This is a genomic window from Sporosarcina sp. P20a (genome assembly GCF_002743175.1).
In the GTDB taxonomy this organism is placed as follows: domain Bacteria; phylum Bacillota; class Bacilli; order Bacillales_A; family Planococcaceae; genus Sporosarcina.
Genome location: NZ_PDYT01000010.1, coordinates 22,032 through 45,943 on the forward strand (window position 1 = coordinate 22,032; position 23,912 = coordinate 45,943).

General features: G+C 42.2%; 19 protein-coding genes and 1 riboswitch. Of the genes, 13 read left to right on the forward strand and 6 right to left on the reverse strand.

Translation table 11 applies throughout. The features are described from left to right. The first annotated feature begins 75 nt into the window (after positions 1-75). The 5 genes from CSV72_RS09955 to CSV72_RS09975 all read left to right on the forward strand — a co-directional run bounded on the left by CSV72_RS09955 (position 76) and on the right by CSV72_RS09975 (position 8,136). Complete coding sequence (locus CSV72_RS09955) at positions 76-984, forward strand: NAD(P)-dependent oxidoreductase (RefSeq protein WP_099678222.1); 909 nt, start codon at positions 76-78, stop codon at positions 982-984. Between the two features lie 33 nt (positions 985-1,017). Next, positions 1,018-2,532 carry a CoA-acylating methylmalonate-semialdehyde dehydrogenase gene (locus CSV72_RS09960; protein WP_099678223.1) on the forward strand — a complete coding sequence of 505 codons (1,515 nt, stop codon included), beginning with the start codon at positions 1,018-1,020 and terminating at the stop codon, positions 2,530-2,532. 109 nt (positions 2,533-2,641) lie between these two features. Next, positions 2,642-3,925 carry a GntP family permease gene (locus CSV72_RS09965; RefSeq protein ID WP_099678224.1) on the forward strand — a complete coding sequence of 428 codons (1,284 nt, stop codon included), beginning with the start codon at positions 2,642-2,644 and terminating at the stop codon, positions 3,923-3,925. Positions 3,926-4,290: 365 nt separating this feature from the next. After that, complete coding sequence (locus CSV72_RS09970; protein WP_099678225.1) at positions 4,291-7,512, forward strand: hypothetical protein; 3,222 nt, start codon at positions 4,291-4,293, stop codon at positions 7,510-7,512. Positions 7,513-7,533: 21 nt separating this feature from the next. Beyond that, positions 7,534-8,136: an Ig-like domain-containing domain gene (locus tag CSV72_RS09975; RefSeq protein ID WP_099678226.1), complete on the forward strand. Its 603-nt coding sequence runs from the start codon at positions 7,534-7,536 to the stop codon at positions 8,134-8,136. 124 nt (positions 8,137-8,260) lie between these two features. Here the strand turns inward: CSV72_RS09975 and CSV72_RS09980 are convergent, their stop codons facing one another. Beyond that, positions 8,261-8,869 carry a transposase gene (locus tag CSV72_RS09980; RefSeq protein ID WP_099661657.1) on the reverse strand — a complete coding sequence of 203 codons (609 nt, stop codon included), beginning with the start codon at positions 8,867-8,869 and terminating at the stop codon, positions 8,261-8,263. 481 nt (positions 8,870-9,350) lie between these two features. Here CSV72_RS09980 and CSV72_RS09985 point away from each other — a divergent pair, with 481 nt between their 5' ends. From CSV72_RS09985 to CSV72_RS10005, 5 genes are all read left to right on the forward strand, one after another. Then, complete coding sequence (locus CSV72_RS09985; protein ID WP_099678227.1) at positions 9,351-10,559, forward strand: acyl-CoA dehydrogenase; 1,209 nt, start codon at positions 9,351-9,353, stop codon at positions 10,557-10,559. Between the two features lie 103 nt (positions 10,560-10,662). After that, positions 10,663-11,235 (forward strand): TetR/AcrR family transcriptional regulator, encoded by a 573-nt coding sequence (locus CSV72_RS09990; RefSeq protein WP_369802902.1) that lies wholly within the window; start codon positions 10,663-10,665, stop codon positions 11,233-11,235. A 58-nt stretch (positions 11,236-11,293) separates the two neighbouring features. Continuing rightward, on the forward strand, positions 11,294-12,352 hold the full coding sequence (locus CSV72_RS09995; protein ID WP_099678228.1) for a phosphotransferase family protein: 1,059 nt from the start codon (positions 11,294-11,296) through the stop codon (positions 12,350-12,352). 11 nt (positions 12,353-12,363) lie between these two features. Next, positions 12,364-13,116, forward strand: a complete 753-nt coding sequence (locus CSV72_RS10000; RefSeq protein WP_099678229.1) for a 2-phosphosulfolactate phosphatase — start codon at positions 12,364-12,366, stop codon at positions 13,114-13,116. A gap of 12 nt (positions 13,117-13,128) precedes the next feature. Next, positions 13,129-14,778, forward strand: coding sequence for a long-chain-fatty-acid--CoA ligase (locus tag CSV72_RS10005; RefSeq protein WP_099678230.1), 1,650 nt, complete (start codon positions 13,129-13,131; stop codon positions 14,776-14,778). Positions 14,779-14,885: 107 nt separating this feature from the next. On the opposite strand, the gene dapA is transcribed toward CSV72_RS10005, so the two are convergent. Next, positions 14,886-15,779, reverse strand: a complete 894-nt coding sequence (dapA, locus tag CSV72_RS10010) for a 4-hydroxy-tetrahydrodipicolinate synthase (RefSeq protein ID WP_099678231.1) — start codon at positions 15,777-15,779, stop codon at positions 14,886-14,888. Between the two features lie 117 nt (positions 15,780-15,896). After that, positions 15,897-16,074: riboswitch (Lysine riboswitch) on the reverse strand. 287 nt (positions 16,075-16,361) lie between these two features. Between dapA and grpE the strand changes: the two genes are divergently transcribed. Together grpE and CSV72_RS10020 are read left to right on the forward strand one after the other, a co-directional pair. Continuing rightward, a complete protein-coding gene (gene grpE / locus CSV72_RS10015) occupies positions 16,362-16,952 on the forward strand; it encodes a nucleotide exchange factor GrpE (protein WP_158232192.1) in 591 nt (196 codons plus the stop codon). Positions 16,953-17,036: 84 nt separating this feature from the next. After that, the gene (locus CSV72_RS10020; RefSeq protein WP_099678233.1) at positions 17,037-18,257 is read left to right on the forward strand and encodes a tetratricopeptide repeat protein; all 1,221 of its coding nucleotides are present in this window, start codon (positions 17,037-17,039) and stop codon (positions 18,255-18,257) included. A gap of 102 nt (positions 18,258-18,359) precedes the next feature. Here CSV72_RS10020 and CSV72_RS10025 read toward each other — a convergent pair whose 3' ends face one another. Beyond that, positions 18,360-19,433: a YARHG domain-containing protein gene (locus tag CSV72_RS10025; RefSeq protein ID WP_099678234.1), complete on the reverse strand. Its 1,074-nt coding sequence runs from the start codon at positions 19,431-19,433 to the stop codon at positions 18,360-18,362. A 310-nt stretch (positions 19,434-19,743) separates the two neighbouring features. Between CSV72_RS10025 and CSV72_RS10030 the strand changes: the two genes are divergently transcribed. Next, a complete protein-coding gene (locus CSV72_RS10030; RefSeq protein WP_158232193.1) occupies positions 19,744-21,231 on the forward strand; it encodes a S8 family peptidase in 1,488 nt (495 codons plus the stop codon). 67 nt (positions 21,232-21,298) lie between these two features. Here CSV72_RS10030 and CSV72_RS10035 read toward each other — a convergent pair whose 3' ends face one another. The 3 genes from CSV72_RS10035 to CSV72_RS10045 are packed head-to-tail and all read right to left on the reverse strand — an operon-like array spanning position 21,299 to position 23,855. After that, entirely contained in the window at positions 21,299-22,339 is a 1,041-nt protein-coding gene (locus CSV72_RS10035; protein WP_099678236.1) for an ABC transporter substrate-binding protein, read from the reverse strand. Then, positions 22,336-23,088 (reverse strand): ABC transporter permease, encoded by a 753-nt coding sequence (locus CSV72_RS10040; protein WP_099678237.1) that lies wholly within the window; start codon positions 23,086-23,088, stop codon positions 22,336-22,338. The genes CSV72_RS10035 and CSV72_RS10040 overlap by 4 nt, the downstream gene beginning before the upstream one ends. Further along, on the reverse strand, positions 23,085-23,855 hold the full coding sequence (locus tag CSV72_RS10045; RefSeq protein ID WP_099678238.1) for an ABC transporter ATP-binding protein: 771 nt from the start codon (positions 23,853-23,855) through the stop codon (positions 23,085-23,087). Before CSV72_RS10045 ends, CSV72_RS10040 begins: the two co-directional genes overlap by 4 nt. Between the last annotated feature and the right edge of the window lie 57 nt (positions 23,856-23,912).

Below are 23,912 nucleotides of genomic sequence, written 5' to 3' on the forward strand. Positions count from 1 at the left end.
GTTAGGTATCTATATTTTTTTACTACTAATGATAACGCTTACATAAGTTAAGCGAATTAAAGAGGAGGAATATGTATGGCTAATGAAAAGAAGATTGGATTTATTGGGCTTGGGAATATGGGCTTCCCGATGGCGCGTAATTTATTGAAAAAAGGTTATTCGGTTTATGCTTTGGATATCAATAAAGAGTCGGAAAAGAGCTTCGGTGAATTGGGTGGGCATGTCGGCCTGACAACTGCTTCGTTATTAAAGGAAGTGGATCTCGTTTTCACTAGTCTACCTACTCCTGCTATTGCGGAAAATGTGTATTTAGGCGAAGAGGGAATCGTGAATAGCGCTACGAAGCCGTTGGTGTTAGTAGATTTAAGCACGATTTCACCTGAGTTGAACAGGAAGATTGAAAAAGAGGCATTACAGCAAAGCCTTGAATATTTGGGAGCTCCAGTCAGCGGAAGTGTCAGTGGTGCGGTGAACGCTACGTTATCCATCATGGTCGGTGGCGAGAAAGAAACATTTGAATCGGTACTGCCTTATCTACAGGCTATTGGATCGAATGTATTCCATGTAGGAAAAGATCCGGGTGTTGGTACTATCGTTAAGCTCATCAATAATATGATGGCAGGTATTCACAATCAAGCGGTTGCTGAGGCACTTTCATTAGCAAAGCTTGCAGGTGTTGATCAGGATATCGTGTATGACATCGTCAACGTTAGCTCGGGTGCAAGTACAATTCTTACTCGTAACTATAAGACGTATATTTCACAAGATGAGTACAATAAAGGTGCATTCACGACTTCATTACTATTAAAAGATTTAAAGCTTGCAAAGCACGTATCGGATTCTCTTGACGGAGAGCTGCCGATTGCGTCGCAACTTATTGAATACTATGAAGCGGAAGTAGAAAAGGGTCACGCTCATGAAGATATGTCTTCTTCCTACTTGATGATCCAAGACAAGTTGAATAAACAAAAGCAAAACGTATAAGAAAATCTACTATAAATTAGGAGGAATGGACATATGCAAAAAACAGATGTAAAGACATTAACTCATTTTATTAATGGTGAAGAGGTAGAAGGCAAGAGTGGACGATTTGGAGATGTCTTTAATCCATCCACTGGAGAGAAGATTGCGAAAGTACCATTGGCTTCAACAGAAGAAGTAAATGAGGTCGTGAAGCTAGCGAAAGAAGGATTTACTCACTGGTCTAAGATTTCAGTTGGAAAACGGATGGAAGTGCTTCACAAGTTCCGTGCCCTACTTGTAGAAAACACGGATCGATTGGCCTATGCGATAGGTGAGGAAAACGGAAAAACAATATCCGATGCAACAGGTGAGATTACACGTGGTATCGAGTCGGTGGACTTTGCCATTGGCGCTCCACACTTGTTAAAAGGAGAGCACTCGGTAAATGTAGGGGGAGAGATTAATTCGTACTCCATGCATAAGCCATTAGGTGTTGTAACTTGTATTTCACCCTTTAACTTCCCGGTCATGGTACCTGTCGCGATGAGTACAATGGCAGTAGCAGTGGGTAACGCGATGATTCTGAAACCTTCAGAAAAAGTTCCTCATTCTGCATTAATTCTTGCGGAGCTATGGTCTGAAGCAGGACTGCCAGCTGGTGTTTGGAATGTGGTCAATGGTGATAAAGAGGCTGTGGATGCACTGCTTGCGAATAAAGATGTTATGGCTGTTAGCTTTGTAGGGTCGACGCCGGTAGCTGAAGCAGTTTATGAAAAAGGGACGAAAAATCATAAGCGTGTACAGGCATTCGGTGGCGGAAAGAATAATATGGTCATCATGCCGGATGCGGATATCGATACAGCGGTCAATTCATTCCTCGGTGCAGCTTATGGTGCCGCATCACAAAGATGCATGGCGATTTCTACTGCGATTCCTGTAGGTGAGAAAACAGCTGACGCGTTTGTTGCGAAGCTAACGGAAAAAGTAAACGAGCTAAAAGTCGGAAAGTTCGATGACAAAGAGGCAGATTTTGGACCTGTGATTAGTGCTGAGGCAAAAGCGAGTGTAATAAAATCCATCGATCTGGCCATAGAAGAAGGAGCCGTTCTCGCAGCGGACGGACGAAATCCTAAAGTAGCGGATGAAAATGGCTATTACTTAGCACCAACATTGCTCGATCATGTAACAACAGATATGAATGTGTATAAGGAAGAGGTCTTCGGTCCTGCACGAATCGTTGTTAGGGTAGATACGCTGGAACAAGCGGTTGATCTGATTAATGAGCATGAATATGGTAATGGCGTTACGATCTATACCAACAGTGGAAGCGCTGCAAGAACATTCACGGATCAAATTGAAGTGGGAATGGTAGGAGTGAATGTTCCGATTCCAATTCCGGTTGGTTACCATAACTTCGGTGGATGGAAACGCTCCAGATTTGGTGAAGGGCAAATGTTCGGTCCGGATACTGTTCGTTTCTTTACGAAAACTAAAACCGTTTCTGAGAGATGGTTCGATACTTCTTACAATGATGAAAGTAAAACAGATTTCGACTTCCCAAGTAGTTGATTGACCATAGGCAGGATCGTAGTGAATACATAACTTCGATCCTGCTTTATTTCTAACATAAAGTAGTTTGACGATAGAAAAGTAAACAGCCTGATGGAGGAGGGATAGGATGTTAGGGATATTTATAGGTTTAGTGTTGCTGATGGTATTGGCTTATAGAGGTTGGTCGATCATTTGGATTGCACCGATTTGTGCAGGAATCGTAGCGTTATTTGGTGGATTGAACTTATTGGATGCGTATACGGATACATATATGACAGGTTTCGTTAATTTTGCGAAGCAATGGTTCCCAGTGTTTATGTTGGGGGCGATTTTCGGGAAATTGATGGAGTACAGCGGAATGGCCCATTCAGTAGCTATTGGAATCTCACGCGTTTTTGGTAAAGAGCGTGCCATCATTGGTGTCATTGTGGCAGCAAGTGTATTGGCTTACGGTGGTGTAAGTGTTTTCGTTGTTGTTTTCGCAGTCTATCCATTGGCACTGAATATGTTCCGTGAAGCGAATATAAGCAGACGTCTTCTTCCGGGAACGATTGTTGCGGGGATGATGACATTCGCCATGACGGCATTGCCGGGCACACCGCAAATTCAGAACCTAATTCCAACACAGTACTTTCATACGACAGCGGCAGCGGCTCCAATAATAGGAATTGTTTCATCAGCGTTCATGATTGTCTCTTCCATATTGTATTTGAATCGTAGAGTACGCGTGTTAAGAGAAGCAGGAGAAGTTTTCGAAGAACGTGAAGAGGATTTGAATGCAGAACCACGTACGAAGTATCCACATATCATTCTTTCTTTACTACCTTTACTGGCTGTAATCATCACATTGAACTTTTTAAAATGGGATATTGTCATATCTCTTGCAACAGGAATTGTTCTTATATTGATCATTTCAATCAGAGAATTTAAAGGCTTCACAAAAGCGGTAAACAGTGGAGCGAGCGATTCCGTCATGGCGATGATTAATACAAGTGCGGCAGTAGGGTTTGGAACAATTGTACGATCTGTTCCAGGCTTTGAAAAGTTAAGCGACGCGATCTTAGGAATCAATGCAAATCCCTTAATTTCTGAAGCTATTGCGGTAAACGTTTTAGCGGGAGCAACAGGGTCGGCTTCCGGTGGTCTTGGTATCACATTGGAAGCACTTGGCTCGCATTACTATGAAATTGCGACGACTACTGGTCCTGCGCCTGAAGCCTTTCACCGAATTGCATCGATTGCTTCCGGGGGATTGGATTCCCTTCCTCATAACGGCGCGATCTTGACGATTTTGATTGTGACAGGCATGACGCATAAGGAATCGTATAGGGAGATGGGTGTGATTGCGATAGTGTTCCCTATGCTTTCGTTGATTCCTGCGATTGCGCTTGGGATTATGGGGATTTATTGATTGGGTTGGTTGGTCGGTCGGTGGCGGTGTGGCGGTACCAGGTCCCGGCACAACTTCGAAACTATTTTGACAATTTTATACGCAACTCAAAAAGACTTCTATTCCAATGGGTTAGAGGTCTTTTTGGAGTCTGATGAAATTGTAGTGTGAAATGAGTAAGTGTATGTTAATTTGAAATATATTCTTACTTAATGGAATTTCAATAAATGTTTAATTTCACTTGTAATACAGAGCTTTAGTTCTACCTAATGTAATTGGTAAAAAGGACTAAACTTCTTGTGGTTTTGACCGATAGCAAAACAGTAAAGTGAATCAAACTGCTATGTTTACAATGTAGACAGGATGAAGAGAAAAGAGGAGATGTAATGAGGAATATGAAGAACAAGGACAGATGGAGGATAATATTCTTTCCGTTAATTGCGATTATGCTAGTGCTTTCAACTGTATCACCCACACTCGCTATAGCGGCAGATGAGACGGTCACAACGGTCACGTTAGATAAAAAATACACTACTGTATCAGATATTAACAAGAAAGGATTTATACTTAATTTGAAATTGGCGAATGGCAAAGAATGGGCTACTGACATATTAACAAATGTAGAAAAAAAGAAAATCTTACTTGATGCCATTATTGCCGATCAAGAAAAAGAAGGGTGGGATAATTTCAAAAAAGATATTATCGTCCAACTAAAGCCACTAGATAGAACCGAGTTGATCTTAACATTACCAAGTGGAAAAGATTATAAAGCTACTGAAAACCAAGACGTGACAATCAATATTAATCCTGTGTTAATTGAAAAATGGCCAGGTGAAGTAACGCCTGTAAACTTCACGATTTTTGCTGAGCCTAATATTTCATTAGGTGGGTCTATTACGAAGGATACAGCACTAAATAACATACAAAAGGGTGGCAAAGTAATAGAATTGCAGTTGTTAAATGCCAAATGGAATGAACAGTATATAACGAAAATTACTAATTTCAATGTATTGTTAGATAGTTTTAAAGACTCGAGTGTAGGTGTTTGGGATGCAGCAAAAACTCTGAAAAATACCGACCCTAACAAAACGATATCATACTCTGATGACAAGAGAACGTTAAAAATAAAATTGCCTGCCTTAAATAGTAACTACATAGGTAATGTCCAAGTTGAGGTACCTGAAGTATTTTATACAGTTGAGAGTGTAAATAGCGAAGGAATTATTAGTGAAACGGGGACGGTCATTACTGGCGATCAAATATCAGCAACTCCTGTTACATTTACAATCAAATCAGATGTCACTCCTACTATGAGCATTAATGGAACGTTACAAGAAAAAGATTTAAGGAATGTATCGCCTTCACCGAAATTGATGCTTAAATTAGAGAATGCCAAGTGGGCTTTGTCTTCTGCCGAAAAGAAAAATCTTCTTCTCGAAAGTATTCAAGCAAAGGATCAGAAAGATCAGTGGGAATTAATTAAAAACAAATTATCCTCTAACAATGTAGATGTCGATGTTAATGGTTCAGTTGTCACTATTACTTTTCCTACAGTGGACAATCTTCATTTAATAAAAGACCTGAATTTGTCTATAAATATTCCTTATCAATTGCTAGAGAACGATGTGAAAATTCCTGTTCAACAATTCAGCATAAAAGCGCAACCTAAAGTTCTGTTATCTGGTACAGCTGTGCCAGTTATTACGCAGACGGACTTCGCTAAAGGTGGAAAAATCGTTGTCCTGACATTGGTGAATAATGTATGGAAAAACGACGTATCTACAAATACTACGAAGCGCGAAAGTCTTTTAAAAGCGTTCACATGGGGTGCATCTGAAGCAGAAGTATTGGCCCGAGCAGATGTGAAACGCACAAATAATTATACAGTCACAATCAAGTTACCAGCAGTTTCCGCAAAATTTAGTGGAGACATTAAATTTAAGAGCGGAGAGCTAACAGAAAAGTCTCTACTAGAATCGGATCAAAACTTCTTAAGTAAAGAGTATAATCTAAAAGTTGAAGCTATCAAAAATCAAACAGCAACCATTACAGGTACTGCCACAAGTAAAATGAATGATTTGGACGTGGTAAAAGGTGGTCAAACTGTAATCATTTCCCTGAAAAATGATAGTTGGAAATCAAATCTAGAAAGTCTTCAAGCTACCAAACCGATTGTTTTATTGACAACTAATAATAAATCAATTAGTTATAAAATAACCAGAACAAATGATACAACTGCAACTTTGAAGCTTGAGAATAACACTACGTTCGAATTGACAGAAGATCAAAATGTAAATATTTCCATACCCAAAGAGCTACTTAGTGTTCGTGCATCTGAACCCTTACTAGTGGAATCTGCATTTAAAGTGGCTGCTGTCACTGCATCGTTGTCTGGAACGGGAATGAATTTGGAGACAGAAGACGTTCAAAAAGGAAGTAAAACGCTTGTTGTAACACTGAATAATGCAGAGTTTAAAGATAAATTAAGTGTTATAGAGGTAAAAGCAATGTTTAGTGGTGGTTCATTGCCTTGGAATTTCGCGCCCTCTGATTACTCAGTGGCTAAAAACAAATTGACGATTAAACTGCCTGCTGTTCCAACATATTCAACGAAAAGCGCACAGTCTTTCACTTTGAAAATGAAAACTAGTTTATTAAAAGACTATAATAGTATGGGATTAAAAGAAAAGAATATAGAAAATGGAACAGTTTTTATAGGTGGAGTTGCGTCTGCGAATTTAGGACAGACATCTTTTGCAGAGTCTGAAGTTCGAGCGGGCAATCGTTCTATATCCATTACGTTGGTGAATGCAGAATGGGATCCTACCATTGAAACGAATGCTAGTAAAAAGTCTGCATTACTTAAAGGGTTTGTGACAACTGACCAAACAAAAGAGTGGGCGATCGCATCTTCCGCTATAGCGAAAGATGGTAAGTTTATTGTAAATAACAAAACGCTTAGTATACAATTACCCCAAAATACTAGTTACTCTATTGTACGAGATCAAAGGATAGTAGTGACTGTTCCAAAAAGTGTGCTTAGTAACTATAAGAATGATATACAAGTGAATCAAAATTTATTGATTAGAGTCCCCGTTATTCAATCTGAAGAATCATTTGCTGATATTCTCGACTCGGGATTAGCTGATTATATCGATCAATTTGGAATTAACAATATACGCATTGAAGTTCCAAAGAAGGTAATTCAGAAGGTATACACGTATGCAACTAAACTCGGTAACAACTCACTAACTACAGTCGAAGTCGAAGCAGATGCATTTGCAAAGAAGGCAGTCGCAACAATTCATTCAGCAGATGGAGAAGTATCAAAAGAGTCGGAAGTTAGAGTGAATGGTAAATTCACTTTTGTATTTGATGATGTTCAGCCAGACAGTACTTTAGAAGTTGTAGTGTATGATGATGCAGATATTCTTGTAGACTCTTCATTTAATAAAATGGTCGCAGGGAATAAAGTTTTTACAGATCTTCCTGCTAGCCCACTTGAAGGAAGTTATACATTATATTCATTACTGACAGATCAATCTTTATTGACGAACATACTTAAATATTATTCTCTTGAAGACTTGAAAGTAGGAACGACCTATTAAGGAAGGTGAGGAGTATTGAATATGTGGAAACGATTCTTTTTATCGACAGTACTAATGTGCTTGGTCACTTTAGTCATTGCACCTGCTGCCTCGGCAAAGTCATTCCCATCTAAATCAGTCCATGACACTATGAAAACATGGAACATAAAATTTAGCTTACAGGTAAATCCGAGCACCGTAACTGAAGCGAATATTTATATAATGGATGGTAGTAAAAAACATGCAGCTTCTGTAGAGTTATTACGTGATGGTAGGACCATTAAAGTGACACCACGAACATCTTACGTGCCAGGAAAGGTATACCAGCTAGAAGTGTCAGATAAAATGCGCTCGATCAAAGGGGAAGTGTTGAGCGCTAAAACCACAATGCCCTTTGAAGTTACCGATCCATCAGCAGCTATAGAGACATTGCACTATACTTCAGGCAAAGGGTTGCATCATTTTAAAATTACCGTAAAACCTGAAGTTCATTCGGTAAAGATTAATGGAATTTCACTTCGTATGACAGGGTGGAACGAGTTTAGTCATACGTTTACTAACTTAAAAGCGGGTAGTTCTGTTACTATCAAGGCTTATAATGAGAAGAATAGGACGATAGAGACGAAGACTTACAAGCTGGATTGACGGTACCAGACTGACGGTACCAGGTCCTCACACAATTAAGAACTATTCTGACAATTAAATGCGCAATACAAAAGGCTTCTAATCCACTGGATTAGAAGCCTTTTTGAGTTTCGTTTTATTGGAATTACGTAAGCACATTTAGAATGTCAGTACTTTTGCGGACATTTAATATATCTTCCAAGTCCATTAAACAATAATTCACGTAGGCTTCTGTGGTTTTCTTGAATGGTTGAGGTAGGCAGTGCGGTAGTTCTGATGTATCAATATACGGATAAGGTGATGGATCAGAAGAATAATAGTAGTAGGGGAATGTACTGAATGGATAATCAGCCAACTGTTTGACCATTGGTGTTTTGGTTGCGATCGGATTGCGGTGAATATAGCGGCTGACGGCGAGCATGGCATAAGGAGATTTTACTTCTTTCGAATAATAACGGCCCTGGTAAAGCTGTCCGATATACCCGTATCGTTTAGAGTAATAATCGCTGTATTTCCGATTGATATGCCGCATAATTTTAGATAGATTGTCTTCAGATTGAAGTAGAATATGATAGTGATTTGTCATAATACAGAATGCGAAAATAGTAAATTGATAATCTATAGATGCATGGCCTATGCAGCGCATCAGGTGCAACATGTCTTCCTCGTTAGCATAGATGCTCTGTCTATTATTACCGCGCATGACGACATGGTAGTTTGCATTTGGCCTCCAATTCCGTTTACGTCTTGCCATTGACTTCATCTCCTATTATTTCATGAATATATTGAGTATAGAGGAGAAGTTTTGTTTTGGTCAAAAGGATGAAATTGAATTTTGGATAGCGAAAAGTGCATACGAATCACGTTGTGAGTTTGAAGAATTGAATTTTTGTGGCTGTTACAGTAGAAGAATTTAATTCCTGAGTGAATTATGCTTGAATTGCACGGGGACCTGGCACTGTGTCGCAGTGTTCGAATTGTATGTGGACCTGGTACTGTATCGCAGCGAAATTGTGTTCGAATTGTATGTGGACCTGGTACTGTGTCGTAGTAGAATTGTGTTCGAATTGTATGTGGACCTGGTACTGTGTCGCAGCAGAATTGTGTGGGAATTGCACGGGGACCTGGTACCGTATCGTCAAAACCCCTTGCAACCCCAAACCAAATCCCGTATAGTAAGTGTAATATTCAGAACATACCAACTGGTTAGTATAAACGAAAGGGAGTCAAAGACTATGAACTTTTCATATTCAGAGAAAGTAGTAAAGTTACAAGAGCAAGTGACGCAATTTATGGAGGACTATATTTATCCGAATGAGGCTGTGTTTCGCCAGCAACAAGAGGAGCAAGGAGACCGTTGGAATAAGATCCCGCCGATTATAGATGAATTGAAGGCAAAGGCGAAAGAGAAGGGGCTTTGGAATTTATTTCTTCCAGACAATAGCTATGGAGCGGGATTGACGAATCTGGAATACGCGCCACTTTGTGAAATTATGGGGCGTTCATTCTTGGCGCCGGAAATATTCAATTGCAATGCGCCGGATACTGGCAATATGGAAGTGTTGGCGCGTTATGGTACAGATGAGCAGAAGAAGCAATGGCTTGAACCGTTACTTGAAGGAGAAATCCGCTCTGCATTTGCGATGACGGAGAAAGACGTGGCGTCGAGTGATGCGACGAATATTGAATCGAGTATTGTACGCGATGGCGATGAGTATGTGATAAACGGTAGGAAATGGTGGACTTCAGGTGCCGGGGATCCACGATGTAAAGTGATGATCTTTATGGGTAAGAGTGATCCGAACGCGGCGAAGCATGAACAGCAATCGATGATTCTCGTGCCGATGGATGCGGAAGGTGTGACAGTAGAACGCATGTTGCCAGTGTTCGGCTATGATGATGCACCGCATGGCCATGCTGAAATTCTCTTTACGAACGTACGTGTACCGGCAGAAAATATACTATGGGGTGAAGGTAAAGGGTTTGCGATTGCCCAAGGTAGACTAGGTCCTGGCCGGATTCATCATTGTATGCGTTTGATTGGTGCTGCTGAACGTTCGCTTGAATTGATGTGTAAGAGAACGAGTGAACGAGAGGCGTTTGGACAGAAGATTTCCGATCACGGTGTCGTGCAACAATGGATTGCGGAATCACGCATGGATATCGAACAGGCGCGTCTGTTGACATTAAAAGCTGCATACATGATGGATACTGTCGGCAATAAAGTCGCAAAGGCAGAAATCGCCATGATTAAAGTGGTGGCACCGAATATGGCATTGCGTGTCATTGACCGGGCGATCCAAGCATTTGGCGGAGCGGGTGTTAGTGAAGACTTCCCAATCGCGTATATGTATGCAGCGGCTCGGACGTTACGCATTGCGGACGGTCCGGATGAAGTGCATTCGAGACAGATTGCTAGACTGGAATTGAAAAAATACCGATAAGTGATCGATAAGATTAGACTACCGTTTCATTCATTCCGCGTGAGGATTCGATCCGCTGAAATGTGATATAGTATGAGGTAAATAACATGAAGAGGGTCGAGGAATGAGTATGAAAGCTAAAATTACACAAGCGAGTGTGTTGTTGTTTGAAGAAAAAGGATTTAGCGATACATCGATTCAAGATATAGTGGAAGCAATCGGTGTAACAAAAGGAACATTTTATTATTATTTCAATAGTAAAGAGCAATTATTGATGGAAATTCATCTGGAGTATATTTCGGATTTACTGAAACGCCAGCAGACGATTTTAGAGAAGGATCACTTATCAGGCCGTGAAAAGCTGGAAGCGATTATCGCGTTGTTGATCCATGATATTCAGAATAACGGGCCGAGCGGACGTGTATTTTTCCGTGAGATGCGTCATTTAGTTGAACAGAATGTCGATACGATTGAAACACAACGCGATCTGTTTCGTTTGAATATCGAGCAGTTGATTACGGATAGCATCGAAGCGGGTGAGTTCCGTCAAGATTTACGTGCCGATATTGTGGCATTCGGCGTATTGGGCATAACGAATTACAGTTATAACTGGTTCAATCCAAAAGGCAAGATGTCCGCGGATGAATTGATTGAGCTATTTTCTAGCCTATTGCTTGAAGGAATCATTCCACGCTAAGCTGAGAAATCAGCTTAGCTATAACATACCAACCGGTTAGTATAAAGGAGGATTTACTATGGAGAATGCTATAACAATTGACGTACGATCTGGGGAAGAACTGAATGAAGAGAAACTGCAACAATTCATTCGTGACCATATTCCGGAAGCGCCAGAAGGGGAATTGCACATTCGCCAGTTCAGTGCGGGGCATTCCAATTTAACGTATCTTCTGCAAATCAAAGAATGGGAAGCGGTGTTGCGCAGACCGCCACTAGGGCCGGTCGCACCGAAAGCACATGATATGGAGCGGGAATATCAAATTTTATTGAGTTTGCATCCGTATTTCAAGCCGGCTCCTAAACCTTATGTTTTTTCTAAAGATGAAGAGATTGTTGGAAGTCCGTTTTTCATTATGGAACGTCGCAATGGTATCGTGCTAGACACGGAATTCCCTAGCGACACGGCATACACACCTGAACTCGGACGAAAAATTTCTGAATTGCTAGTGGACCAACTAGTTAGTTTGCATCAAGTGGATTATAAGAAAACAAAGTTAGTGGAAATGGTGAAACCTGAAGGCTTTATGGAGCGGCAAGTTGCGGGGTGGATCGGGCGCTATGAACGCGCGAAAACGGATGAAGTGAAAGATATTGAAGAATTGACCGAGTACTTGAAGAGCAATGTACCGGAGTCCGCCGAGCCTACGATTATTCATTATGATTATAAATTAAACAATGCGATGTTTTCGGAAGACTATTCTAAAATGACCGGGCTGTTTGACTGGGAAATGACGACAGTAGGCGATCCGCTTGCTGACGTGGGGGCTGCGATGAGTTATTGGATTCAGGCAGATGATCCTGAGATGCTGAAAAAAGGACTTGGCAAACCACCGGTCACCGTGATGGAAGGGTTTTTCACAAGAGACGAATTTATCGAGCGCTATGCAGAGAAGAGCGGACGTGATGTCAGTTCGATTGATTATTATTTGACGTTTGCCTACTTCAAACTAGCCGTCATTTGCCAGCAGATTTATTACCGCTATAAAAAGGGGCAAACGCAAGATCAACGTTTTGCTCACTTTAATGTGTTTGTTGAAAATCTAATTCAGTACGCGTTAATTAGCGCTAGGAAGTAAGGGGTGACAGGATGAGAATCCATTTGCTTTTTAAGAAAGAAGAATTGAATGAGGCGAAGCTCGATGCGACCAAAACGGTTGTAGTCTTTGATGTGTTATTAGCGACTTCTACCATTTCTGCCTGTCTGTCATTTGGCGCACGGTCAGTGATTCCGACAGCTGACGAAAAGGAAGCACGTGACATTGCGAAAAACTTGCCGACTGATGAGTATTGTATGGCGGGTGAGTGGAACGGTTTGCCTATAGAAGGGTTTTCCTATCCATTGCCGCTAGCTCTTAAAGAGAAAGTGGCGGGTAAAACGTTGATACTGAGAACGACTAACGGTACAGTGGCTATTCGAAAAGCCACGGCTGCGCGTAAAGTGTGGATTGCTTCATTGCTTAATAGCCCTGCGGTCGCCAGAAAAGTATATGACGAATATGAAGACGAAACGATTTTGCTCACTTGTGCAGGATCTGCCAATCAATTTTGCTTAGAAGACTTTTACGGTGCGGGGTACTTTTTATCCGAGCTGATTCAGCTGGCAGGGGAGAATGCTGTTCAATTAACGGATAGTGCACTCAGTGCCAAGTTGTTTTACGACAGTCAGAAAGATCAAAATGAAACGTTACTCGCACAAACGCAAGTAGGCAGAGCGATGCTTGGGATGGATGTAGGTGAAGATTTACATTTCGTTAGTAAAAAAGGAGAGCTTGACGTTGCCCCTTATTTGTCTGGACAGGAAGTTGTCTGTGATCCATGTGTAAGCGTATTCAATAATTGAGGAGTGAATCGAATGAAACATACAGCCCATTTTGAATTTTGGCCGCCCCGTATTGCAAAATCTCTTACATTACCTGAAACGACGATTTATGATAATTTAGCGATCACTGCGAAGAAATATCCGAATAAAACGGCCTATGAATTTTATGGCGGATCTGCAACGTACGGCCAATTATTGGACGAGACAGAGAAGATGGCTGGGTATTTGGAGCAGGAATGCCAGGTAAAAAAAGGGGATCGTGTCTTGCTGCTCATGCAAAACTCGCCACAATTTCTCGTCAGTTTATTTGCGATATTACGCTTGCGGGCAGTCGTTGTTGCGATTAATCCGATGAGTACGACAAAAGATTTGCAGTTTTTCGTGGAAGACGGAGACATTCAACTGGCGTTTATTGGACAGGAATTGTACCCGAAACTAGAGCCGCTAATTGGTGCGACGACACTTCAAACAGTCATTTCTGCTGCTTATTCTGATTATATTTATGAAGAAAAAGCATTAGCTGAGATTCCTGAAGAAGTAAAGGCACCTGCTAAGGTACTAGCGAAGACTGTTTCGTGGAAGTCTGCGCTGGATGCGGCTCAGACTCCTTCAGTTTACACAGGCGAGAGTGATGATATGGCAATGATTCCGTATACGTCAGGAACGACTGGAGCGCCTAAAGGATGTATTCATACGAATCGGACGGTGCAGGCCAATACGATCGGTTCGTATCATTGGATGGCAATGAGTCCCGATACGGTCGTCTTGACAAGCTTGCCTTTATTCCATGTTACCGGACTCACGCATAGTGCGCTGAATCCGATTTTGGCAGGGAGTAATATGGTTATTATGACGAGATGGGATCGCGACTATGCGATGAAAGCAATTGAGCATTTCCAAGTCAGTCACTGGATCAATATTAGTACGATGCTGATCGATTTCCTCACGAATCCTCATCTCGTTGATTATGATATTTCTTCCCTGGAGATTGTGGGTGGCGGAGGGGCTACGCTTCCTATCGCAGTAGGTGAAAAACTGCATCAGCGTACGGGTCTTGATTATGTAGAAGGCTATGGTTTATCCGAAACGATGTCGCATACCCATTTCAATCCACCGAACCGTCCTAAGTTGCAATGTCTAGGCATTCCAGCGTTCGGTGTAGATGCCCGTATTATTGATCCGACAACAGGTGAAGAACTCGGTGTAGAAGAAGAAGGCGAGCTAGTGGTCAATGCACCTCAAATGTTTAAAGGCTACTATAATCAAGAGGAAGAAACGAAAGCGAGTCATATGATGCTAGACGGTATAACATTCTTCCGCACTGGCGATATCGTGCGAATGGATGAAGAAGGTTATTTCTTTATCGTAGACCGTGTTAAACGGATGATTAATGCGGCCGGCTTTAAAGTGTGGCCAACGGAAGTGGAGTCGATCCTTTATAAACATCCGGCGGTTCAGCAAGCGTGTGTCGTTCGGTCTCCTGACGAAGTGCGTGGTGAAACGGTAAAAGCACTTATTATTCTGGATTCAGAATATAAAGGAAGCGTGACTGGGGAAGAGATTATCGAATGGTCGAAGGGGCAGATGGCGAGTTATAAATATCCGCGAATTGTCGAGTTCCGCGATAGTTTCCCGACTACGAGTAGTGGAAAGATCTTATGGCGTCAGTTGCAGGATGCGTGAGTGGTAACTACGATTTATATTATATAGAAGTAAATTAAAAAGCTGCTCCGAGATAACCGTATGTTGCGGTCGTCTCGGAGCAGCTTAAAGTGGTTTCTAAATATCGATCAAAGACCGACTGCGGATTGATTGCGAAGAGCTAGAAGGTCTCTCAACGAATCTACTTGTTCTTCAGGCAACGCAATCATTGGTAAACGAACTCCACCAACTGGTACGCCTGTTAAGTTTAATGCAGCCTTCGTCGGAGAAGGGTTCGGTGCAGCGAACATCGCTTTCATGATCGGCAATAGTCCGCGATAGATAGTAGCGGCTTGCTTAGTATTGCCCGTTTTGAAGTGACGTACCATTTCTGCCATTTCATTTCCTATAATATGAGCAGAAACCGACACGATGCCTGTGCCGCCAATAGCTAGCATAGGTAGTGTAGACGCGTCATCACCTGAATAGACAAAAAAGTCATCCCCCGTATGCTCAATAATCGCTGCAGCGGCTTCTAGATCACCACTTGCTTCTTTAACAGACGTAATATTCGATACGTTGTTCGCCAATCGGATAATCGTTTCAGGCAACATATTGACTGCGCTGCGTCCTGGGATGTTGTAGAGCATGATCGGCAATGTAGTCGTTTGTGCAATGGTCTTGAAGTGCTGGTACAAGCCTTCTTGACACGGCTTATTGTAGTACGGTACGACGAGCATAATTCCGTCGACGCCTGCTTCTTCTGCTTGGATCGTCAAGTCAATGGATTCTCTCGTGCTATTCGTTCCTGTGCCTGCAATAACTGGTGCACGGCCTGCAACGGTTTGCACGGTGAATTTGAATAGCTCCACTTTCTCTTGCGCCGTAAGCGTAGGGGACTCTCCTGTCGTACCTGCGATGACTAGTGCGTCTGTTCCATTGGCTAGTAAGTGATTGATTAAGTTTTGTGTTGCTGGGTAATCGATGTCTCCTCTTTCATCAAACGGAGTAACCATCGCTGTCATAATTGATCCGAAATTCATTATTCTCCACATCCTATCATTTTATTAAAAAACATAGAGGTGGGGGCGATACGTAAGTGAACGCAAAAAGCAACAACGAGGGCTCGCTGTTGCGTTGAAATAATGAATTATTTCTTTGCACGAGATAGCCCACCATACAGTTTCCCATATGACAATCCTGCACTTGTTCAGTCCAGAATCAGCTTGGAGATCATGAGTGTCTCGTCGCTTCGGCAAATTCCCCTTTCCACAATCTTCATAGAACCTCATGATTCTCTGATTGTGTACTAATGGTTTTTGCGCCTCTATCCTTATTTCCGAATTATCGAAATAAGTGAAAGTTTAATTACCCCTACTGTACTTGGTATCTGATGAAATAGCAACCTTAAATTTTAAAGATAAATGTTTTGTCTTTCGATGACACATCGTGCAACAATACGTCAACAAGTGTACCGAAGTCGCCTCATTCCTTCGACAATTCACGGCCTAGTATTGTGTTAGCCATCAAAAAGTGCTATCTTATCAGTATAATAGCCTAAGCTTAGACTGGGCTTTTCTTGCTTGATTTATGCATTACATATGTTTTCTGAAAAGGGGAATTCGATGAGTACTATACATGAGTCCGCGAATAACAGGCCGGAAGAGTTACAGCGTATATTGGATAAAGAATTATTGCAGTTGGAGAAAATTACAATTGAAGATTTCGAAGTGGATCCGATTGAGAAGCCTGTCACGCAAGAAGATTTGAAGCAGTTTCAGCAGTTTACATCGACGAGTTTCCGCTCACTAGAAGAGTTGCTCGAAAGCAATCAAGCGATCTTGCCGGTTGATGAGGCGATTACACGTTTGCAAGATGAAGCATTTGAAGATCGCGTACAAATGGCGAAACGCGCAGTGCAGATCTTTACTTTATTTGAAGATGTACGTCAGAGCGTTGATCCTGAAGCGGTCGATTTACTTGCACAATTGGATGCAGCGATGGATCAAGCGCAGCTCTTGCTTGAAGAAATCGGTATACAAGAGTTGCCGGTGTACGATGAGTATTTCGATGAAAGCTATATGGAAGTGGTGGGAACTATACCTGCTGAAGAAGCGCAAGGGATCGAGCGTTTTAAAGTGGCATCTGTATTCCGCAGAGCCTTTTCAATAGAAGATCAAGTCATTCAAGATGCATTAGTGAAAACGGTTTCGTAAAAGGGGGAACGTTTATGACGAGCATAACAAATGATCAATGGGTGAGTCACTACGTACGCCCGTTTAGTAGGTGGAGGTGATTCGATGAGTTCATTTACTAACGTTCCTATGCTGATACAGCAAATGCAACAAGAGATACGACAGAAGCGTTACACATTAGCGCTGGATACGATACGCGAACTGGAAAAGCTGAATGTTAGCCGCAAACAGATTTTGTGGCATAAAGCATTACTTGAGAGTAAGGTCGGCAATTTGCATGTGGCATTAGCCTACTTGAAGGAACTAGACAGCGACGAGCTTCATGCTATTAAGTTACAGCAAACGATAGTTGACAATTGGGACACGTATACGCAAATCATCGCTGAATATAACGACGCAATATCGGAAATTCAGCTAGGGTTTGGTGAAAACGCACTACAAATCATAGATCACGCGATGGAACTGGCAGAAAAACTGCCCATCCCGATTGAATTATATCGCATAAAAACGGTGTTGTTGGCACGTTATGAAAGCGGCACATTATCTCGCTATACGGCGGGTTTACCTATGTATGTGCTCGATGATCCGACCATTAAACGTGTCGTGGCGGCAGAACCTCCGCGTCCGGATATCGCACGACCGGTTCCGAAGCCTAAAGTTAAGCGTAAGCTGAAAAAAGAGGCGGCAGTACTGCTTGCTAGTATTGCGACCGTCCTATTAGTCTTCTTTATCTGGTTAATTGCCAACCTCATGTCACAGCCTGAGGTTGCTACGGAGTCGAAAGCTACAGCACCGGTGAAAAATCCTGCCATAACGGAGACAGAGCCGAAGAAGGACGAGCCTGTTCAAGAGGTAGTCGTAAAACCTGAAGAACCAGCCGTGCTTGAATTCGTTTCAACTGAAGCAGCGAATATGTATTATAATGAAGGCTATAGACAATTCGTAAAGGAAGACTTCCCAGCAGCGGTTGTGTATTTTGAATATGCTATGCGGACGGAAGATACGGATTACTTCACGGATGATGCCTCGTACTTCCTCGCATCAAGTTATTTGCGCGAGAAGAAGTATGAAGACGTTGTGGAAATCGCGAAAGCTTTCCGTAAAGAAAAAGATGAGAATTATAAGGAATCCCCTTACCGAGACGGAATCCATCTTCAAGAAAGCCGTGCTTTGTGGAAGCTTGGTGAGGATACTCAAGCTGTTTCGATTCTGGATGAATTGATTAATAAGCCAGATGAAGATTGGGTGACGTATGAAGCGAGGGCTATGAAGAAGTTGGTAGTAGATGGTGAAAGTGGTAGTCAGGTAGATGAAGAGGCTGATTGAGTTAGCTTGAGATCGCGCTATTATGCGTCATCACTGCGCCAAACTACAAATAAACAGGAGCCATTCGAGAAGTCATGATGACTTCCCGAATGGCTCCTTCTTTTATTCCAGCGACTTGATCAATTCAATATTATGCTTCTCCCACTTGGTCATCTTTCCATCGAAGGATGGATTCGGTTCGTACCATGACTGTGAGCCGAAGTAGTTTTGCAGTTCTTTTGATTGGAATACATAGCCGTGTCGAGCGTAGATTTCATTGCGCGCTAAACGTAAATCATCTTTTGACAGTCCTTTTAAGTCGGATTCGTCGAGGAACACGTCACCGCTGTACGAAATGATGAAATTCTCGTTAGAACCGCCAGCTGGCACTTCTTTAATCACTTCTTTGACAATAACGGTTTCGACGGGTTCTTCTTTCGGGACGTCATTTTGTACGACTGGCAAATCATTGTCGGTTTCCACGTTGGTTGCAACGGCCAATTCTTTGATGGAATCAAAAGCGAGATGAACCGATTGTTTTGCGCCAAATACATTCGCCTGAATTTCTTCCCGCACACTTTCGTCATTCAATGTTGTCGTCATTTTAATTGGATAAATCCCAGCCATATACGGGCCGAATTCTGCTTGTTCTTTACTCTTTTTTATATAGCCCATCTCGGTATCGTGAATTGATAGTACGGTTTCCTCTCCAATTGATTTCACTTTGAGGATATAGCCTGCTGGATTGATCGTATAGCAAGAGAAAAGGCCGAATCGCTTTCCTGCTACACGCATGGAGAACATGCCATCGTCGGTGTTTTCTTGTAAATTGTTTTCAATTACTTGTACGATGGAAGGGTTTTTCTCGACCAATGTAAGCAAGGCTTGAATGCTTTCTCCGTCGACCGAAATACGACTATCTTTCGGTACAATCAATTCATGCAACGCGTCTTGATCTCGCTCGATCAGTGCAGAAATGAATTGCTCGGTTGTGGCATGCCGACCGTATTTATTTTCCATAAGGTAATAACTTGTAATCGCAACTAGTACAACCACTATTAATACAATGGGTGACAGCAATGTTTTCAGTAACGACCGTTTTTTATTGGAATAGCGTGATGCAAGGAGTGCTTTACAGTTTGTACAGTACTCTTGCTGTTTTGTATTCATTTCATTACATATCGGACACTTTTTCATATAAATTCTCCTACTTCATGCTATGGCTCTATCTTTTGAACGCAAGTATAGATACCAATGTAGTCAAGATTATACTATGACTGACGGGATTATTCTAGAAGTAAGGAAGAATGTTGCATAAAGGGAGTAGGTCGCAGGATATTCATAACAGTGGAACTTTCAAAATCCGTCATTTTAAGTAGTTCCATCCTACGAGTAAGATGTATGAAGATGGTAAAAGGTGAGTTATAATGGTTTAAAAGAATCCCATATTACTAAAGTGTGGCAGGGAAGAAAAGAGGGGCGAATGAGAAGACAGCATCATATAGTTTTGAGTGTATGCATTGGATTGCTGGCGTTACTCGGATTTCAAGGGATAGTTAGCGCGGAAGATTTTTCAAATGAATTATTGGTAGAGTATGAAGAAAATCGTCAGACATTTTCTGTGGATGGAAGCTTACCTGGAGTAGAAAGCCGTGAAGCAATTACGGATGAAGTAGAGTTATGGAGCTTTACAGATTCAGATGACATGCTGTTAATGAAGGAACAATTACTAGAAGATCCGAACGTCTTACATGTTGAGCCCAATTATGAGCGTTATTCGCACGTTGTATTCAATGATCCTATTCTTGTGAAGCAGTGGTGGATTCCCCAGATGAAGCCACAGTTGCTTTGGTCTAGGGTGCAGGAGCAAAAGAAAAAGACCGTCGTGGCGGTCATTGATTCTGGCATTGATCTAAAACATGAAGATTTGCAGGGGCGCATTCAGCCGGGTGGTTATAACTTTTATGCCGACAATTCGAATGTTCAAGACGTCAATGGTCACGGAACAGCTGTCGCAGGTGTAGTCGCGGCTAAGGCTGGGAATAATCTAGGCGTAGTGGGTATTGCGGGAATATATGACACCAAAATATTGCCGTTGAAAATCACGCATCTGAACGGCCTCAGTAAAGTGTCGGATAGTATCAAGGCGATTGATTACGCCATTAAGAAACAAGTTGATGTGATCAATATGAGTTACGGAAGCAGCGACCGATCTCAACTGGAGGAAAAGGTCATTCAGCGTGCAGTTGACTCGGGTATCACGGTCGTAGCATCTGCCGGAAATGATGCAACAAAGGGGAATTCGATCATGTTTCCCGCGTCCTATTCTACAGTTATTTCAGTTGGGGCAACGGAAAGTGATAATCAGCGTGCTTCGTTTTCGAACTATAACTCTCACGTGAGCTTAGTTGCTCCGGGCGCAGCAATCTATACCACTTCCATCCATAATGGCTATAAGTCAGTCAGTGGAACTTCATTTTCAGGACCTATGGTAGCAGGCGCAGCCGCTTTGGTGAAATCTTTGAAGCCTGAAGCAACGCCAGCTGAAATCAGACAGTTACTTGAAATGACCGCAACGGATTTAGGGGCACCTGGAAAAGATGTGTATTACGGTGCAGGATTAGTTAATATAGAACGACTTAGCCATGCGTTGCCAGCTGTAGCTACACCCCCGCCGCCGAATGAGTTTACTGGCGATTTTCCAGAACTAAATGTACTAACGAATAAAGTATTTACCATCAAATTCACTAGCGAATTGCTACTTGGAAAAGAATATGCAAGACATATTTATATTACCCGCTCGCCAAATAGTGCAGAACGTATCGAAAGTTTTACAGCAAGAGTAGATCCTATAAACAGTATGCAATTACTCATTACACCCACTACCGAATGGCAACAAGGCGTTCATTATTTACGCGTGGATAAAGGGTTGCAGAATAAAAGTGGCGTTGCGATGAAGAAGTCGTTTGCTGTGAAGTTTACGGTGTTACCTTAATCTCATATAATTGAAAAAGGCTATTGCGATCAGTCATGGAGACATCCGCAATAGCCTTTTTTATGTGTTACTTTGTAATTTTAGAAAACATTTCACCCGTACTGATATCTAAAATCATGTCGTCGATTTCAGGTTTTGTCTTGATCATTTCCATTTCATGTAGCCAGTCTCGTACTTCTTCCCAAGACGTTTCGTCCAGTGTCCCAAATGCTTCACCTTCTGTATCCATCTTCGGCAATAACACATTCAAACTTTCTGTTTCAATTGCTTTGTCTAACGGGAAGTTTGCTTGATCTTGGTTGTTCAGCAAGAGGTCGAGAGCTTCTTCAGGCTGTTCTACCATGAATTCATAGCCTTTTTGTGCTGCCCGCCAGAACGCTTGGATTGCGTCTCGTTCTTTATCCCACGTATCGTCACTCGTTAACAACACGATTTCACTATAATTCGGTACACCATAGTCTACTGGATTAAAGTAGCGCGTTTTGAATCCTTTTGAGTTCATGACAGGCACTTCGTGGTTAATAAATGTTCCTGTCACGGCATCGGCACGTTTTGAAACGAGTGAAGATTCGAGTTCAAATCCAACGTCGATCATATTCACTTTGTCATAATCGCCGCCGTCATTTGTGACCATCGTTTTAATTAGAGATTCGTTTAATGGAATCCCAGGGTAGCCAATCGTTTTGCCTTCGAGATCTTTAGGAGATTGAATCGGACTTTCCTCTAGCATGACGGTGTAATTTAGCGGTTCACGCACGATAGAAGCGATTGCTTTAATTGGAATGTCTTCATTGGCTTGCGCTAAAATGACATCCGGTTGGTAATACAGTCCAAGTGTCACTTTTCCTGCTGCGGTCAAGTTCATAGGGTCTGTCGGATTGGCAGGGAATTGAATGTCCAATTCCACGTTTTCTTCATTGAAATAGCCTTTTTCCTGGGCTACATAAATATAGCTATGTACTGCATTCGGATACCAGTCGAGCATGATGCTGACTTTTTTCTTTTCATTGTTCGGTGTCTCTTCTTGATCTGTAGCAGGCGTATTATTCGTACATCCAGCTAGCAATAAAAGTAGAAACGTAAGGCTAAGGAACAGACGTTTTTTCATTGGTGATTCCTCCATTGTAAAAAGTGTTTTTCCAATACGACGACGAGTAGAAAGAAGATAATGCCTACTGCAGAAAGCAAGACGATCGGTGCGAAGACGGCGGCACTGTCAAATTGCGTCATCATTCTTCTGCTGAAATACCCAAGCCCCGCCTGAGCGCCTAGCCATTCCCCAATAGCCGCACCGATTACGCTAAGTGTGACCGCCACTTTGAGTCCGGAGAAGAAAGACGGCAAAGCGGAAGGTAGGTCTAATTTATAGAAGATATCTTTTGCTGATGCGCCCATTGTCAGCATTAATTCACGTAAGTTTTTATCTGACGAGCGTAAGCCGTCAAAAACGCTGACGGTAATGGGGAAAAACGTGATCAGTACGGTGACCGCCACTTTACTCCAAATACTGTAGCCAAACCACAAGACGAAAATCGGTGCTAGCGCGATCACCGGAATCGTTTGCGACGCGATCAGAATAGGGTAAAACGCCTGCTCGATCGGTTTCTTACTATACATGGCAATTGCCAGTGTCGATCCGATTATGATCGAAATCGATAAGCCAATCAAAATCGTTAACGCTGTCGGAGGTAAGTGGTGGATAAAAAGCTCCGTTTTCAGCTCCCATAATCGAATCAGAATCGCTGAGGGCGACGGGAAGAGAAAGCTTTTGTCGTATAGACGTGCGCTGATTTCCCATAAACCAAGTACAATCGCAACGAAAAGTAGTGACCAACTATACGAAGTGATGTTCTTCATAGCCGCGCCTCCGAACGAAGCTCGCTGATGAGTTGCTCTTTCAGTTCTATCAGTTTAGGTCGTGCCAAGTCGCGCATAGTACGTGGTCGGCTGAGTGGTACGATGACTTCGCGAATCGTCTGCACCGGTTTTTCAGCGAGTACAAAGATGCGATCCGATAGAAATAGTGCTTCGTCGATATCATGTGTGATGAAGACGATCGTTTTGTCGAGCTTTTGCCATTGGTCGATTAACCACTCTTGCATCGTCAGCCGTGTAATCGCATCTAGAGCGCTGAATGGCTCGTCCAGCAAGAAAATAGTGGAACCTGTTAAGATTGTTCGCAAAAAGGAAACACGTTGTCGCATCCCGCCTGATAAATTTCCAGGGTAGGCGTTTTCTTCTCCAGGCAATCCGAAATCAGCGAGTAGCTGGATAATTTCATCTGATGAAGGTGTACTTCCTTGAAGTTCCAGTGGCAGTCGAACATTTTCAAGAATGGTTCGCCATGGCATGAGTAAGTCTTGCTGCGGCATATAACCGACTTTGCCTAACCGCTTTGCTGTCGCTTCTCCGTTCAATGAAATCTCTCCACTGTCAGGATTCTCAAGACCCGTGATGAGTCGGAACAACGTGCTTTTTCCGTATCCGCTTGGTCCAATGATGCTGACAAATTCGCCTTCATTCACATGCCAATCGACTTGATCGAAAATAGCAGTTGGTTTCGAAGCGTTCGTTGCTTGATAATGAAAGGATACATTCGTAAATTCTAAAACATTAGTAGTCATATGATTACCACTTCTCATTTCCTCAAAAAATACACACAAAAAAAACCACTTCTATGT